13 protein-coding genes and 2 riboswitches are annotated in these 14,974 nt (G+C 70.6%); of the genes, 11 read left to right on the top strand and 2 right to left on the bottom strand.

The annotated features are described in order from the left end of the window. Positions 1-70 precede the first annotated feature (70 nt). A complete protein-coding gene (gene gcvT, locus IE242_RS00990; protein WP_189854290.1) occupies positions 71-1,189 on the bottom strand; it encodes a glycine cleavage system aminomethyltransferase GcvT in 1,119 nt (372 codons plus the stop codon). A 72-nt stretch (positions 1,190-1,261) separates the two neighbouring features. Further along, positions 1,262-1,384, bottom strand: a riboswitch (glycine riboswitch). Next, positions 1,385-1,489: riboswitch (glycine riboswitch) on the bottom strand. A 240-nt stretch (positions 1,490-1,729) separates the two neighbouring features. Between gcvT and IE242_RS00985 the strand changes: the two genes are divergently transcribed. The 11 genes from IE242_RS00985 (at position 1,730) to IE242_RS00935 (ending at position 14,225) form a co-directional block, all read left to right on the top strand. After that, on the top strand, positions 1,730-2,407 hold the full coding sequence (locus tag IE242_RS00985) for an AAA family ATPase (RefSeq protein WP_229857942.1): 678 nt from the start codon (positions 1,730-1,732) through the stop codon (positions 2,405-2,407). 141 nt (positions 2,408-2,548) lie between these two features. Next, entirely contained in the window at positions 2,549-3,337 is a 789-nt protein-coding gene (locus IE242_RS00980) for an enhanced serine sensitivity protein SseB (RefSeq protein WP_189854286.1), read from the top strand. A 268-nt stretch (positions 3,338-3,605) separates the two neighbouring features. Beyond that, a complete protein-coding gene (locus IE242_RS00975; protein WP_189854284.1) occupies positions 3,606-4,397 on the top strand; it encodes an enhanced serine sensitivity protein SseB C-terminal domain-containing protein in 792 nt (263 codons plus the stop codon). A 358-nt stretch (positions 4,398-4,755) separates the two neighbouring features. Beyond that, on the top strand, positions 4,756-5,757 hold the full coding sequence (locus IE242_RS00970; RefSeq protein WP_189854282.1) for an ABC transporter permease: 1,002 nt from the start codon (positions 4,756-4,758) through the stop codon (positions 5,755-5,757). A 94-nt stretch (positions 5,758-5,851) separates the two neighbouring features. Beyond that, a complete protein-coding gene (locus IE242_RS00965) occupies positions 5,852-7,621 on the top strand; it encodes an ABC transporter substrate-binding protein (protein ID WP_189854280.1) in 1,770 nt (589 codons plus the stop codon). 163 nt (positions 7,622-7,784) lie between these two features. Continuing rightward, on the top strand, positions 7,785-8,786 hold the full coding sequence (locus IE242_RS00960) for an ABC transporter permease (protein WP_189854278.1): 1,002 nt from the start codon (positions 7,785-7,787) through the stop codon (positions 8,784-8,786). Beyond that, positions 8,783-9,880: an ABC transporter ATP-binding protein gene (locus IE242_RS00955; protein WP_189854276.1), complete on the top strand. Its 1,098-nt coding sequence runs from the start codon at positions 8,783-8,785 to the stop codon at positions 9,878-9,880. Before IE242_RS00960 ends, IE242_RS00955 begins: the two co-directional genes overlap by 4 nt. 23 nt (positions 9,881-9,903) lie before the next feature. Further along, the gene (locus IE242_RS00950) at positions 9,904-11,208 is read left to right on the top strand and encodes an ABC transporter ATP-binding protein (RefSeq protein ID WP_229857939.1); all 1,305 of its coding nucleotides are present in this window, start codon (positions 9,904-9,906) and stop codon (positions 11,206-11,208) included. A gap of 95 nt (positions 11,209-11,303) precedes the next feature. After that, positions 11,304-11,978 (top strand): trimeric intracellular cation channel family protein, encoded by a 675-nt coding sequence (locus IE242_RS00945; protein ID WP_189854272.1) that lies wholly within the window; start codon positions 11,304-11,306, stop codon positions 11,976-11,978. Positions 11,979-12,045: 67 nt separating this feature from the next. Beyond that, positions 12,046-12,891: a thioesterase family protein gene (locus IE242_RS00940; protein ID WP_189854270.1), complete on the top strand. Its 846-nt coding sequence runs from the start codon at positions 12,046-12,048 to the stop codon at positions 12,889-12,891. A 164-nt stretch (positions 12,892-13,055) separates the two neighbouring features. Beyond that, positions 13,056-14,225: a cysteine desulfurase family protein gene (locus IE242_RS00935; RefSeq protein WP_189854268.1), complete on the top strand. Its 1,170-nt coding sequence runs from the start codon at positions 13,056-13,058 to the stop codon at positions 14,223-14,225. A gap of 34 nt (positions 14,226-14,259) precedes the next feature. Here the strand turns inward: IE242_RS00935 and IE242_RS00930 are convergent, their stop codons facing one another. After that, positions 14,260-14,937, bottom strand: a complete 678-nt coding sequence (locus tag IE242_RS00930; protein ID WP_189854266.1) for an N-acetylmuramoyl-L-alanine amidase — start codon at positions 14,935-14,937, stop codon at positions 14,260-14,262. Between the last annotated feature and the right edge of the window lie 37 nt (positions 14,938-14,974).

Raw genomic sequence — 14,974 nt, 5'->3', positions numbered from 1 at the left:
CGGAAAACGCTGGTGAGCAGGGGAAATGTGCCCGGTGTCACGTGGACGCGGGTGTGCCCCTCGTCACGTTCTACTTCTGGCGCCGGTAGAACGGCAGTGCGACCACCTCGTACGGCTCGTGGCTGCCCCGGATGTCCACGCCGACGCCCGGGGTGCCGGGGGCGGCGTGCGCGGCGTCGACGTACGCCATCGCGATCGGCCGGCCGAGGGTGGGGGAGGGCGCCCCGGAGGTGACCTCGCCGATCACCTGGCCGTCCGCGACGACCGCGTACCCCGCGCGCGGGACCCGGCGGCCCTCGGCGACCAGGCCGACGAGCACGCGCGGGGGGTTCTGCTCGGCCCGGGCGGCGGCCTCGGCGAGCGCCGCGCGGCCCACGAAGTCCGCCTCCTTGCCGAACTTCACGACCCGGCCGAGACCGGCGTCGAACGGGGTGAGCTCGGTGGACAGCTCGTGCCCGTACAGCGGCATGCCCGCCTCCAGGCGCAGCGTGTCCCGGCAGGACAGCCCGCACGGCACCAGACCGGCGGCGGAGCCCGCCTCGGTGAGGGCCTGCCACAGCTGCTCCGCGTCGGCGGGCGCCACGAACAGCTCGAAGCCGTCCTCGCCGGTGTACCCGGTGCGCGCGATCAGCGCCGGGACGCCCGCGACCGTGCCGGGCAGGCCGGCGTAGTACTTCAGGCCGTCCAGGTCGGCGTCGGTCAGGCTCTTCACGATCGCCGGGGACTCCGGGCCCTGCACGGCGAGCAGCGCGTACGCGTCACGGTCGTCGCGCACCTCGGCGTCGAAGCCCGCGGACCGCTCGACGAGGGCGTCCAGCACCACCTGGGCGTTGGAGGCGTTGGCGACGATCATGTAATCGGTCTCGTGCAGCCGGTAGACGATCAGGTCGTCGAGGATGCCGCCGTCCTCGCGGCAGATCATGGTGTAGCGGGCCCGGCCGGTCTTCACCGCGCCGATGTCGCCGACCAGGGCGTGGTCCAGCAGGGCGGCGGCCTGCGGCCCGGTCACCGTGATCTCGCCCATGTGCGAGAGGTCGAACAGGCCGGCCCGGGTGCGCACGGCGAGGTGCTCGTCGCGCTCGGAGCCGTAGCGCAGGGGCATGTCCCAGCCTGCGAAGTCGGTCATGGTGGCGCCGAGCGCGCGATGCACGGCATCGAGCGCGGTACGGCGGAGGGGGCTGCTGGTCATCGGTGTGCTCCCAGTGCGACGGGGTCCCCACGCGCGGGAGCCGAATCCGGGCGCGGGGAGGGCGAGGAACGTTCCTCCCCATCTGTCATCGGAACCTGAGAGGTTCGCCCCGACCGCCGGCGGCTGCCGGCCGCGGTCGTGGCTTGCACCTTGGGTGGAGCCGTCGCGACGCGGCGGCCCGCTTTTCAGATGTGCCTCGCCCGCGCGGTGACTGTGCCTGAGAGATTCAAGGGAGGGACTTGCTCCTTCGGCGCCCCAGTGGCAGCAATGGCCGACCGGGAACTCTCCCGCGCGGATTCAAACGGCCAGTATGCAGTTGTGGCGGGCACATCATTACACGCATCGGCGCGCCACGGCAGAGGGGTCCCACCCGGCCGGAAGGCCGCACCTGCACAGTCCCCGGACAGGCTCCGCAGAAGGACACAGCGTTCTGTAGCAGGGCTGTGGCAGGACGGAAACGGAAAGACAAGACACCGGGCATTACCTTCTCTTTACACTCGACGGGGATGGGACTCCATACCCATGGGGAGGACGATCACGGTGAACAGGACCACGGCGTACGCCACGACCTCCGGCCTGACGCTGCCCGAGCGGCAGCCGGCCGCCCGGGCCCGTGAGGCGTGCGGCCCCCTCGCCCCGGCGGTCGTCCGCGACCTGAGGGAACGCTCGGGCCGCAGTCCCCACGGGCTCACCTTCGGCTCCCACGACCTCGTCGTCGTGACCGGACTCCCCGGCAGCGGCAAGTCGACCCTGATGCGGCGCGCTGTGCGCGGCCCGCGCGTCGACTCCCAGGACACCCGTGACCGCTTCGACGCCCGGCTGTCCCGCTTCCTCCCCTACGCCGTCTACCGGCCCCTCGTGCGCCTCGCCCACTACGCGGGGCTGCACCGCGCCCTGCGCTCGGGCGGCGGAGTCGTCGTCCACGACTGCGGAACGCAGGCCTGGGTGCGTGGCTGGCTGGCCCGCGAGGCCCGCCGCCGGGGCGGCACCCTGCACCTGCTGTTCCTGGACGTCACTTCCGAGGAGGCGCGTGACGGCCAGCGCGAGCGCGGGCGCGGGGTCTCCCCGTACGCCTTCGCCCGGCACCGCGCGGCGACGTCCCGGCTGCTGCGCACGGTGGAGAAGGGGCACCTGCCGGACGGCTGCGGCTCGGTGGTGCTGCTGGACCGGGCGGCGGCGGACGTGCTGTCCGGGATCGACTTCACGCAGTCCGGGTGACCGGCTTCACGTGCTCCGGGTGTCCCGATCGGCTCGATCGCCCGCCCGGCCGTACCGGCGAGGCCCGGAGCCCATTAGGGTTTTTCGGACTTGAGGCACTTGAGGCAGCGGTACGAGCACGCGGTAGGCGGTAGGCGGCAGATGGACACCCCGGCGGACTTCCCAGCGGACTTCCCGGCACAGGCGCACCCCCAGGCGCACGGCGGATGGCCCGGCAACGAACTGGAGGAGGTGCTCTCGGCCGGTCTCGGACAGCCGAGCGCGGTCGGCCGGATCCTCGAGGTCCTCGCCCGCAGCTTCCTGTGGATCCCGCTGCCCGAGGGCGGCAGCCCGGACAGCGCCACCCTCGACCTGCCCACGATGGAGCTGGCGGGCCAGGCGTACGTGCCGGTCTTCAGCTCCGAGGAACAGTTCCGCCGGGTCGTCGGCACCCACATGTCGTACACGATCGCGCCCGCGGTCGAGTTCGCCCGCGGGCTGCCCCCGCAGCTCGGCATCGCGGTGAACCCGGACGGCGTGGTCGGCCTGCCGCTGCCGCCGGCCGCCGTGGCCGAGCTGTGCCGGGCCGGGCGGACCCCGCTGGACGGGGCGCCGAGCGGGGCGCGGGTGCGGCTGTTCGAACCGGACTGGCAGGACGACCCCGTGGACTTCCTCGCCGCGGCCTCGGCCGAGTTCGCGGCGACCGGCGCCGTGCTCTCCGCCCGCCGCTGCCTGGCCGCGGTCGAGACCGCCGACCCGGTGATGTTCATCGGTGTCGAACTGGTCTCCTGGGAGGCCGATCGCGCCGTCCCGCTCGACGCGCTGGGCCGCGCACTGGGCCGCAGCGCGGTGAAGTACCCGGTCAACATGGTCTTCCTCGACGTGGCCCAGGACCCGGTGGGCGACTGGCTGCGCGAGCGGGTGCGGCCCTTCTACCAGCACGGGTACTGATCGCGCCCACGGGCCGGTGACCTGGGGCCATCGGCCGGGTGGCTCCCACGACGCGCGTCAAGTCGCTGTCGGTATCGGCGATTACCCTGGTTTCATGGCTCGGTGGGACGAGGCCGTACGCCGGGGCCGGGGAACCGGGGACCGTTCCCGGGCGAGGCAGAATGGCCCGGCCGGGGTGTCGACGACGACCCGGCACGGCGCCGGACGCGTCACCTCGGCCGTGTCCGGTGGGTTTCTACGTGATGGTGTGGCGAAGGGGCGGTAGAGGGTGAGCGCGTCGGGCACGGCCGCGGCCGGGCAGGTCGAGCACATGCTGCGCCAGGTGACGCCCGGGCGTTACGACGCCTACGAGGCGCTTCTGCGCGCCCTCGCGACCCCCGCCTCCGGCCAGGTCTGGATGCTGCTCTGGCACGGCCAGGCCGGCTCCCCGGATGCCCAGTACGGGAACATGGAGGTGGAGGGCCACAGCTACGCACCCTGTGTCACCTCCGCCCAGGAGCTCTCGGCCAGTGGCTGGAACCGCTCCTACGAGGTGGTCGACGGCCTCGACGTCGCCCGCACCCTCTACCCCGACCACTACGGCCTGTGGCTCAATCCGCACGCACCGGGCGGCGGCGTCGGCATCCCCTGGCTGGATCTGCGCCGTATCGCCACGGGCCTGGACCGCCAGCCCGCGGGCCCGCTGCGGCTCAGCGAGCCCGGCATAGAGATCCCGCAGTTCTACGCCCTGCTCACGCAGAACGCCCACCGCACCCCCGCGGTCCGCTCGCTGCGCCGCGCCTGGGTGCAGCCCGCGCTCGGCGCGCCGTATCTGGCCATCGGCCTCGATGTGTACGACACCTCGCCGCCCGCCGTCGACTCGGTGCGCGCGATGATGCAGCAGTCCGTCGGCGCCGTCCCGGACGGGCTGCCCGTCTCGACGGTCGCGATGTCCGACAGTTACGACCCGGTGGCGATGTGGCTGCGCGCCAAGGCCCGCCCCTTCTACGACCGCGAGGCCCACGCCGCCCCGGCCCAGGCCCCGGCGGGCGGCGGGTACGGATATCCGGGCGCGTACTGAGCGCCGAGGCGCACATCGGGCGCCTTCTCAGCCACTGACACGCCTTCACAGAGCCCCCACAGAGATGTGGGGGCTTTGGTGATGTGATGTCCGTATCTACGCGGGTAAAAGTGCGCCGCTACCTCTTACGTACCAACTGCCCCCTGTTCGCCGGTCGTTGAACGGCGTCCGGATAACGGATGACCCAGGACAGCATCACGGTTAGGCATCCATTCACCGTCACATCTGGCAACAGATCGGCGAAGCGTTGAAGACTCCGGCACCAGGGGCGTTCGCCCCTGTGTACGACGGACTGATCATGCCGCCACGAGCGGCAAGTGCGGGCCGGTCACCGCCGGTTGAGAGGGGTCCCTGCCTGATGACGGCACCATTGCACGAGCCGACCGCGGAAGCGGCCCCGAGCGCTGCCGCCGACCCCGCCGAGGCCGGCGCGAGAAAGGTGGAGGGCCGGTCCCTCAAGCAGATCGCCTGGGGCCGTCTCAAACAGGACAAGATCGCGCTGGCCGGTGGCATCACCGTGCTCGTCCTCGCCCTCGTCGCCGTGTTCGCCCCGCTCATCGTCGGTCTGCTCGGGCACCCGCCGAACGAGTTCCACCAGGAGGAGCTGGACCCGCTCACCAACCTGCCGCAGGGCGCGTTCGGCGGTATGAGCAGCGACTTCCTCTTCGGCGTCGAACCCAACAAGGGCCGCGACGTCTTCAGCCGCATCGTCTACGGGGCCCGGATCTCCCTCCTCGTGGCCTTCCTCGCGGCCGTGGTCGCGGTGATCCTCGGCACCCTGTTCGGCATCCTCGCCGGTTACTTCGGCGGCTGGGTCGACGCGGTGATCAGCCGCACCATGGACGTGCTGCTTTCCTTCCCCCAGCTGCTCTTCATCATCTCCCTGGTCTCGGTGCTCCCCGACGACCTGCTGGGCCTGACCGGCTCGGGGGTGCGGATCGGCGTCCTGGTCCTGGTCATCGGCTTCTTCGGCTGGCCGTACGTGGGACGTATCGTCCGCGGTCAGACCCTGAGCCTGCGGGAACGCGAGTACATCGAGGCCGCCCGCAGCCTCGGCGGCGGCCGGCGGTACATCCTCTTCAAGGAGCTGCTGCCCAACCTGGTCGCCCCGATCCTCGTCTACGCGACGCTGATGATCCCGACCAACATCCTCACGGAGGCGGCGCTCAGCTTCCTCGGCGCCGGTGTGCGGCCGCCGACCGCCTCCTGGGGCGGCATGCTCCGCGACGCCCTGGAGACCTACGAGCACGACCCGATGTTCATGGTCTTCCCCGGCGCCACGATCTTCATCACCGTACTGGCCTTCAACCTCTTCGGAGACGGGCTGCGCGACGCGTTGGACCCCAAGGGGACGCGCTGACACACGACTTGCCCCTGCCGCAGGCGTCAGGTGGCTGACCCTATGGTTCCCCGGCGTGAGACCGGGACCGCGAATCCCGGAGGTTAGGAAAAAGATGCGCACAGGTTCCCCCAAGCGACGGCTCGCTGCCGGTGCGGCCCTCGTGGTCGCCGCGTTGGTGACCACCACGGCGTGCGGCGGCGGCGGTGACGACGGCGACAAGAACGAGGACGGTGCGGGCTACAACGCCGCACTGGACAAGGTTGTCAACGCGTCCACCAAGAAGGGCGGGACGCTGAAGTTCGTCGGCAAGCAGGACTTCGATTCCCTGGACCCGCAGCGCTCGTACTACGGCATGACCTGGGACTTCATGCGGTTCTTCACCCGCACCCTGGTCACCTATGACACCAAGCCGGGCGCCGCGTCCAACAAGCTGGTCGGCGACCTGGCCACCGGCCCCGCCGAGGTCTCCGCCGACGGCAAGACCTACACGTACAAGCTGCGTGACGGCCTGACCTGGGAGGACGGCTCCAAGCTGACCTCCAAGGACATCAAGTACGGCATCGAGCGGATCTGGGCCACCGACGTCATCACCGGCGGCCCGGCCTACATCAAGCAGACGCTCGACCCGAAGGGCGAGTACGAGGGCCCGTACAAGGACAAGTCCAAGGACAAGCTGGGCCTGAAGGCGATCGAGACGCCGGACGACCAGACCATCGTCTTCAAGCTGCCCAAGCCCAACGGTGACTTCGAGCAGTTCCTGGCCATGCCCACCGGCGCGCCGGTGAAGCAGAGCGAGGACACCGCCGCCAAGTACGCCACGCGCCCGTTCTCCTCCGGCCCGTACAAGATCGAGTCGCGCAAGGCCAACAAGAGCCTGGTGCTGGTCCGCAACGACGCCTGGAAGAAGGAGTCGGACCCGCTGCGCCCGGCCCTCCCGGACAAGATCACCGTGACGATCTCCGCCAACCTGGAGGAGAACGACAAGCGGCTGATGGAGGGCGACTACGACCTCGACGTCAACGGCACCGGCATGACCCAGTCGGGCCGTGTCTCCGCCGTGCAGGACCACGAGAGCAACGTCGACAACATCCAGACGTCGTTCGTCCGCTACGTGGCCCTGGTCCACACGGCCAAGCCGCTGGACGACGTCAACTGCCGCAAGGCCGTCTTCTACGCGACCGACTTCGCGGGCCTGCAGCAGACCCGCGGCGGCGAGGTGGCCGGCGGCGAGATCGCCAACTCGGTCTTCCCGAAGTCGATCCCGGGCTACACCGACTACGACCCGTACGGCGTCCTCGCCCGCAAGGGCAAGCCGGACGTCGCCAAGGCCAAGGCCGCGCTGAAGGACTGCGGCCAGCCCAACGGCTTCTCCACCAAGATCACCGCGCGTACGAACAACCCGGGTGAGGTCGACGCCGCCGAGGCCCTGCAGGAGCAGCTCGGCAAGGTCGGCATCAAGATCGAGGTCGACCCGATCGACGGCGCCCAGTCCTCCAGCATCACCGGCTCGCCGAAGGTCGTGAAGGAGCGCGGCTACGGCATGGTCATGAGCGGCTGGGGCCCGGACTTCCCGACCGGCCAGGGCTACGCGCAGCCGCTGTTCGACAGCCGCTTCATCTTCGAGAACGGCAACTACAACGAGTCGGAGATCAAGGACAAGCAGATCGACGGGCTCTTCGACGACGCGATCGCCTCGACCGACCCCGCCGAGGCCAAGACGGCGTACGAGCAGATGAACAAGCGCCTGATCGACAACGCCGACTGGATGCCGTTCATCTACGAGAAGAACATCTCCTGGCGCAGCTCGCGGCTGACCAACGTCTACTCGTCCGCCGCCTACAACGGCCGCTACGACTACGTCTCGCTCGGAGTGGCGAAGTAACCGCTCAAGCGACCGCAGACCGTACACCGTACGGCGTACGCCGTGCGCCGTGCCCGTCGTAATCCCGCCGCCGAATCCCGCCAGTCCGAAGGGCAGGTGATGGCCCCGGGCGGCGGCCGGGCCCTCCCACGAGGAGGTCCCGGCCGCCGCCGGGCCGCGCACAGTGCTTGCTTATCTCATCCGGCGCCTGCTCGCCGTCGTCATCATGGTGCTGGTCGTCCTGCTCGCGACCTTCACCGTCTTCTACATGCTGCCCAAGTGGGCGGGACAGGACATCGCCGTCCTCTTCGCCGGCAAGGCCACGGGTGCCGAGCAGGTCGAGGGCATCCGCACCAAGCTGGGCCTCGACGAACCGCTGCTCGTGCAGTTCTGGGAGTTCGTCAAGGGCATCCCGATGGGACGCACGTTCGCCAACGGCAACGACGTCACCGAGTGCCCGGCCCCCTGCTTCGGCTACTCCTTCGTCACGGAGGAGCCGGTGTGGGACACCCTCAAGGACGCGATGCCCGTCACCCTCGCGCTCGCCGCCGGAGCCTGTGTCCTGTGGCTGGCCGCGGGTGTCGCCACCGGTGTGGTCTCCGCGCTCAAGCGGGGCTCCGTCTGGGACCGCGGCGCCATGATCGCCGCGCTCGGCGGCGTCTCCCTGCCGATCTTCTTCACCGGCATGGTGGCGATGGGCATCTTCGTGCACAGCCTGGGCTGGGTCCACGTCGAGGACAGCCTGAGCACGGACGACTCCATCGGTGTCTGGTTCGAGACCCTGCTGCTGCCGTGGATCGTGCTCGCCCTCCTCAACGCGGCGATGTACGCCCGCCTCACCCGCGCCACCATGCTGGACGTGCTCGGCGAGGACTACATCCGCACCGCCCGCGCCAAGGGCCTCGGTGAGCGCGTCGTCATCACCCAGCACGCCCTGCGGTCCGCGATGACCCCGATCCTCACCGTGTTCGGCCTCGACATCGGTGTGCTGCTCGGCGGCGCCGTCCTGACCGAGTCCACCTTCAACCTGCCCGGCCTCGGCCTCGCCGCCGTCCAGGCCATCAGCAGCAAGGACCTCCCGGTGATCCTGGGCGTGACCTTGTTCGCGGCCCTCGCGATCGCCGTGGCCAACCTCGTGGTGGACCTTTTGTACGCTGTCATCGACCCGCGAGTGAGGCTGGGATGACCGAATCGATCAAGACCGGAGCGGCGGTCGGAGAACCCGTCGCCGCTTCGCCCGCCCCCACCGCCTTCCTCGAGGTACGGGACCTCAGAGTCCACTTCCCGACCGACGACGGCCTGGTGAAGTCCGTGGACGGGCTCAGCTTCTCGCTGGAGAAGGGGAAGACCCTCGGCATCGTGGGCGAGTCCGGCTCCGGCAAGTCGGTGACCTCGCTCGGCATCATGGGCCTGCACACCGCCGGCCAGTACGGCAAGCGCAAGGCGCAGATCTCCGGCGAGATCTGGCTGGACGGCACCGAGCTGCTCTCCGCCGACCCCGACCACGTGCGCAGGCTGCGCGGCCGCGAGATGGCGATGATCTTCCAGGATCCGCTGTCCGCGCTGCACCCGTACTACACGATCGGCCGGCAGATCGTGGAGGCGTACCGCGTCCACCACGACGTGGACAAGAAGACCGCACGCCGGCGGGCGATCGAGATGCTCGACCGGGTCGGCATCCCCCAGCCGGACAAGCGGGTCGACAACTACCCGCACGAGTTCTCCGGCGGTATGCGCCAGCGCGCGATGATCGCGATGTCGCTGGTCAACAACCCCGAGCTGCTGATCGCGGACGAGCCGACCACCGCCCTCGACGTGACCGTCCAGGCGCAGATCCTCGACCTCATCCGCGACCTCCAGAAGGAGTTCGGTTCCGCGGTCATCATCATCACCCACGACCTGGGCGTCGTCGCCGAGCTCTCCGACGACATCCTGGTGATGTACGGCGGCCGCTGCGTCGAGCGCGGACCGGCCGAGAAGGTCTTCTACGAGCCCCGCCACCCCTACACCTGGGGCCTGCTCGGCTCGATGCCGCGTCTCGACCGCGACCAGCAGGAACGCCTCATCCCGGTCAAGGGCTCCCCGCCCTCCCTGATCAACGTCCCGTCCGGCTGCGCCTTCAACCCGCGCTGCCCGTACGCCGACGTCCCCAAGGACAACATCACCCGCACGGTCCGTCCCGAGCTGACCGAGGTCGGCGGCCGGCACTGGGCCGCCTGCCATATGACGCAGGAGCAGCGGGAGCGGATCTGGACCGAAGAGATTGCGCCGAAGCTGTGAGCGAGTACGCGGAGGACAGAGCAGTGAGTGCCGCTGCGCAGAGCGACGGTGCGACCACCGGCAAGGAGCGGGGGGCGACCCTCACGAAGGACGCCGCTCCCGGCGAGATCCTGCTGAAGGTCACCGGCCTGCAGAAACACTTCCCGATCCGCAAGGGCCTGTTCCAGCGGCAGACCGGCGCGGTCCGCGCCGTCGACGGCATCGACTTCGAGGTCCGGGCCGGTGAGACCCTCGGTGTGGTCGGCGAGTCCGGCTGCGGCAAGTCCACGATGGGCCGGCTGATCACCCGGCTGCTGGAGCCGACCGCCGGCACGGTCGAGTTCGAGGGCCGGGACATCACGCACCTCGGTGTGAGCGCGATGCGCCCGCTGCGCCGCGACGTCCAGATGATCTTCCAGGACCCGTACTCGTCGCTGAACCCGCGGCATACCATCGGCACGATCGTCGGTGCCCCCTTCAGGCTCCAGGGCGTCACGCCCGAGGGCGGCGTGAGGAAAGAGGTGCAGCGGCTGCTGTCGGTGGTCGGTCTCAACCCCGAGCACTACAACCGCTACCCGCACGAGTTCTCCGGCGGCCAGCGCCAGCGCATCGGCATCGCCCGCGCGCTCGCGCTCAACCCGAAGCTGGTGGTCGCGGACGAGCCGGTCTCCGCGCTGGACGTGTCGATCCAGGCCCAGGTGGTGAACCTGCTGGACGACCTCCAGGAGGAGCTCGGCCTGACCTACGTGATCATCGCGCACGACCTGTCCGTGGTCCGCCATGTCTCGGACCGTATCGCGGTGATGTACCTCGGCAAGATCGTGGAGCTGGCCGACCGCGACTCGCTCTACAAGGCGCCGATGCACCCGTACACCAAGGCGCTGATGTCGGCGGTGCCGATCCCGGACCCCAAGCGGCGCACCGCGAAGAGCGAGCGCATCCTGCTCAAGGGCGACGTGCCCTCGCCCATCGCGCCGCCGAGCGGCTGCCGCTTCCACACCCGGTGCTGGAAGGCGACGGAGATCTGCAGGACCACGGAGCCGCCGCTGCTGGAGCTGAGGCCGGGCCAGCGGGTCGCCTGCCATCACCCGGAGAACTTCGAGGACCAGGCCCCGCAGGACACCGTGCTGCTGACCGCCGCCAAGGAGGCGGCGGAGCTGGTGGCCGACGAGGTGCTGGCGGAGTCGGCGGAGACGTCGGCGGCGCTGGCGGCGGAGGCTTCGAGTACGGCTTCGGAGGAGGCCGCGGAGGCTTCGGGTACGGCTCCGGAGGAGACCGCGGAGGCTTCGGGCACGGCTCCGGAGGAGACCGTGGTGAAGAAGACCGCTCCGGAATCGGACGACAAGTGATGTCACAAGTGATGTCACAAGTGATGTCGCAGGTGTGACGGAACCCCCACCTTGGTTTACAAGGTGGGGGTTTGCCGTGAGTGAAAATAGGAAGGGTGTTCCAGTCACTCTTCAGCCCCTCGGTGCAGCATGCGATCGACCTGATCGGCATCTTCGTGTTCGCCATCTCCGGCGCGCTGCTGGCCGTGCGCAAGAACTTCGACGTGTTCGGCATCGCCGTTCTCGCCGAGGTCACCGCGCTGGGCGGAGGGCTGTTCCGGGACCTGATCATCGGAGCCGTACCGCCCGCCGCCTTCACCGACCTCGGCTACTTCCTCACCCCGCTGCTCGCCGCCCTGCTCGTGTTCTTCCTCCACCCCGAGGTGGAGCGCCTCGAGAGCTGGGTGAACGTCTTCGACGCGGCGGGCCTCGGGCTGTTCTGCGTCGCGGGCACGACGAAGGCGTACGAGTACGGGCTCGGCCTGACCGCCTCGGCCACCCTCGGCCTCGCCACGGCGGTCGGCGGCGGTGTGCTGCGGGACGTGCTCGCCAACGAGGTGCCCTCACTGCTGCGCTGGGACCGCGATCTGTACGCGGTGCCCGCCATGGTGGGCGCCACCATGGTCGCCGTGTGCATCCGCTGCGACATGCTCAACCCCGTGACCTCCGCGCTCGCCGTCATCACGGCGTTCGTGCTGCGGCTGCTCGCGATGCGCTACCACTGGCGGGCGCCGCGGGCGTGGAACCGGAGGTCGACGGTGGTGGAGGTGCGGGAGGGTGCGCAGCCGTAAGCCTGCTCGTCTCCCGTGACAGCCCATAAAGCTACTGCTTAGTAATTTTCTGTTGTACGGTACTGCCATGGTTCAGGCATCCCAGGCGACCATCGGAAACAGCGAGTTCGACCGCGACACCGCCCTCACGCGGCGCGACGAAGGCGTGTACGACATCGACCTGTCCGCCGGGTGGACGATCATCAGCGCCGTCAACGGCGGCTACCTCCTCGCCGTCCTCGGCCGCGCCCTCGCGGACGCCCTGCCGCACTCCGACCCGTTCACGATCACCGCGCACTACCTGACCGCGTCCCACCCGGGTCCCGCGGTGGTCCGTACGGACGTCGTCCGCACCGGCCGCACCCTCTCCACCGGCCAGGCGTCCCTCTTCCAGTACGACGAGGACGGCCGCGAGGTCGAGCGCATCCGCGTGCTCGCCTCGTACGGCGACCTGGACGCCCTGCCCGACGACGTCCGTACTTCGGCCGTGCCGCCCGCCATTCCGCCGATCGAGCAGTGCTTCGGCCCCGAGGACGGGCCCGCCCCGGTCTCCGGGAGCTCCGCGATCGCCGACCGGCTGATGCTCAAGCTCGACCCGTCGACGCTCGGCTGGGCGCTCGGGTCGCCCTCCGGGAAGGGCGAGATGCGGGCGTGGTTCGGCCTCGCGGACGGCCGCGACTCCGACCCCCTGTCCCTGCTGCTCGCGGTGGACGCGCTGCCGCCGACCGCCTTCGAGCTGGGCCTGTCCGGCTGGGTGCCGACGGTCGAGCTCACGGTGCACATACGGTGCCGCCCGGCGCCCGGCCCGCTGCGGGTGTCGATCACCACGCGCAACCTCGCCGGCGGCTTCCTGGAGGAGGACGCCGAGGTCTGGGACAGCGCGGACCGGCTGGTCGCCCAGTCGCGGCAGCTGGCGCGGGTGCGGCTGGGCTGAGCGGCGCGGGTGTGCGGCCGGGCCGGGACGTGCGGGCACGCGGCTCGGCCGGGCGCCGCGCACATCCGTCGGCGGTACGGTCGCCAGGCCGGCCGGCGGTACGCGAGCGGGGGCGCCATGTCGGCCGAGGGCGGCCCGGAGCGCCCCCGTAGAATCGGGCCACCATGGCATACCTCGACCACGCGGCGACCACCCCCATGCTTCCCGAGGCAGCGGCGGCGCTGACCGACCGGCTCGGCACCACCGGCAATGCCTCCTCGCTGCACGCGGCCGGCCGCAGGGCCCGCCGTACCGTCGAGGAGGCCCGCGAGACCCTCGCCGAGGCGCTCGGCGCCCGCCCCAGCGAGGTGGTGTTCACCTCCGGCGGCACCGAGGCCGACAACCTCGCCGTGAAGGGCCTGTACTGGTCCCGGCGCGCCGCCGACCCCGCCCGCACCCGCGTCCTCGCGAGCCCCGTCGAGCACCACGCCGTCCTGGACGCCGTGCACTGGCTCGGCGAGCACGAGGGCGCCACCGTCGAGTACCTGCCCGTGGACGCCCACGGCCGGGTCCACCCCGAGGCCCTGCGCGCGGCCATCGCCCGCGACCCCGACGACGTCGCCCTGGCCACGGTCATGTGGGCCAACAACGAGATCGGCACGGTGATGCCGGTCCGCGCCCTCGCCGACGTGGCCGCCGAGTTCGGCGTTCCGCTGCACGCCGACGCCGTCCAGGCGTTCGGGCAGCTCCCCGTCGACTTCGGCGCCTCGGGGCTCGCCGCGATGACGGTCACCGCACACAAGATCGGCGGACCGTACGGCATCGGCGCGCTGCTGCTCGGCCGTGAGTACAGCCCCGTACCGGTCCTGCACGGCGGCGGCCAGGAACGCAACGTCCGCTCCGGCACCCTCGACGTCCCCGCCGTCGCCTCCTTCGCCGTCGCCGGACGCCTCGCCGCCGAACGGCGCGAGTGGTTCGCGCGGGAGATCGGCACCCTGCGCGACGAGCTGGTCGACGCGGTCCGTACGGCCGTCCCGGACGCGCTTCTCGGCGGCGACCCGTCCCCGGAGGGCCGGCTGCCGGCCAACGCCCACTTCATGTTCCCCGGCTGCGAGGGCGACTCCCTCCTGCTGCTGCTGGACGCCCAGGGCATCGAGTGCTCGACCGGCTCCGCGTGCTCGGCGGGCATCGCCCAGCCCAGCCATGTCCTGCTGGCCACCGGCACCGACCCGGACCTGGCCCGCGGCACGCTCCGCTTCTCCCTCGGCCACACCTCGACGCGGGAGGACGTGGAGGCGGTGGCGAAGGCGATCGGCCCGGCGGTGGAACGGGCGCGGACGGCAGGGCTGACCTGAGGGCGCTGCCGTGTGATGCCTGTCGTGGGATGTCCTACCGTGTGATGCCCTGGGCCTCCGTCGTGCGCGCCTCCCGTACCAGCCGCAGGTACCGGTCCCAGTCGAAGTGCGGGCCGGGGCAGGTGTGGTCCGAACCGGGCACCTCCACGTGCCCGATGATGTGCTCACGGTCGACCGGGATGTCGTACCGCGCGCATATTCGCGCTGTGAGCTGGGCGGACGCCGAGTACATCTCGTCCGTGAAGGCCGCCGGATCCTCCACGAAGCCCGCGTGCTCGATGCCGATGCTGCGTTCGTTGTAGTCGCGGTTGCCCGCGTGGTACGCGACGTCCAGCTCGCGGATCATCTGGGTGATGTGACCGTCCTTGCGGACGATGTAGTGCGCGGCCGCACGGTGCGCCGGGTTCTGGAACACCTGCACGGCGCTGTCGAAGCTGCCCTGGGTGATGTGGATGACCACCATGTCTATGGAGTAGTCGTCGGGCCGGTCCGCGGCCCGGTAGTTGGCCGGGGAGGCCGCCACCCAGCTGGCCTCCGTGAAATCGACGTCGCCCTCCGTACGCGGCTTCTGCGCACCCGGCGCCTGCCAGTACAGGCGGACCAGGTCCTCGCGCGCGAGGACGACCGCACCGGCGGCCGCCGCCCCGCCGATGAGCAGGGTGCGCCGCCCGACCCGCCGGCCGCCGTTCTTCGGAGCTCCTCTTTCCCCCACGTGGTCCACAACGGATATGCGCGGCCTCCGGTTCCCG

Source organism: Streptomyces poonensis, from assembly GCF_014650915.1.
In the GTDB taxonomy this organism is placed as follows: Bacteria; Actinomycetota; Actinomycetes; order Streptomycetales; family Streptomycetaceae; genus Streptomyces; species Streptomyces poonensis.
This window is presented reverse-complemented; position numbering and strand designations above follow the sequence as displayed.

Coding starts and splice junctions, on each gene's coding strand:
- gcvT (WP_189854290.1), bottom strand. CDS start 1,189: ATGACCAGCAGCCCCCTCCGCCGTACCGCGCTCGATGCCGTGCATCGC.
- IE242_RS00980 (WP_189854286.1), top strand. CDS start 2,549: ATGGACACCCCGGCGGACTTCCCAGCGGACTTCCCGGCACAGGCGCAC.
- IE242_RS00970 (WP_189854282.1), top strand. CDS start 4,756: ATGACGGCACCATTGCACGAGCCGACCGCGGAAGCGGCCCCGAGCGCT.
- IE242_RS00965 (WP_189854280.1), top strand. CDS start 5,852: ATGCGCACAGGTTCCCCCAAGCGACGGCTCGCTGCCGGTGCGGCCCTC.
- IE242_RS00955 (WP_189854276.1), top strand. CDS start 8,783: ATGACCGAATCGATCAAGACCGGAGCGGCGGTCGGAGAACCCGTCGCC.
- IE242_RS00940 (WP_189854270.1), top strand. CDS start 12,046: ATGGTTCAGGCATCCCAGGCGACCATCGGAAACAGCGAGTTCGACCGC.
- IE242_RS00935 (WP_189854268.1), top strand. CDS start 13,056: ATGGCATACCTCGACCACGCGGCGACCACCCCCATGCTTCCCGAGGCA.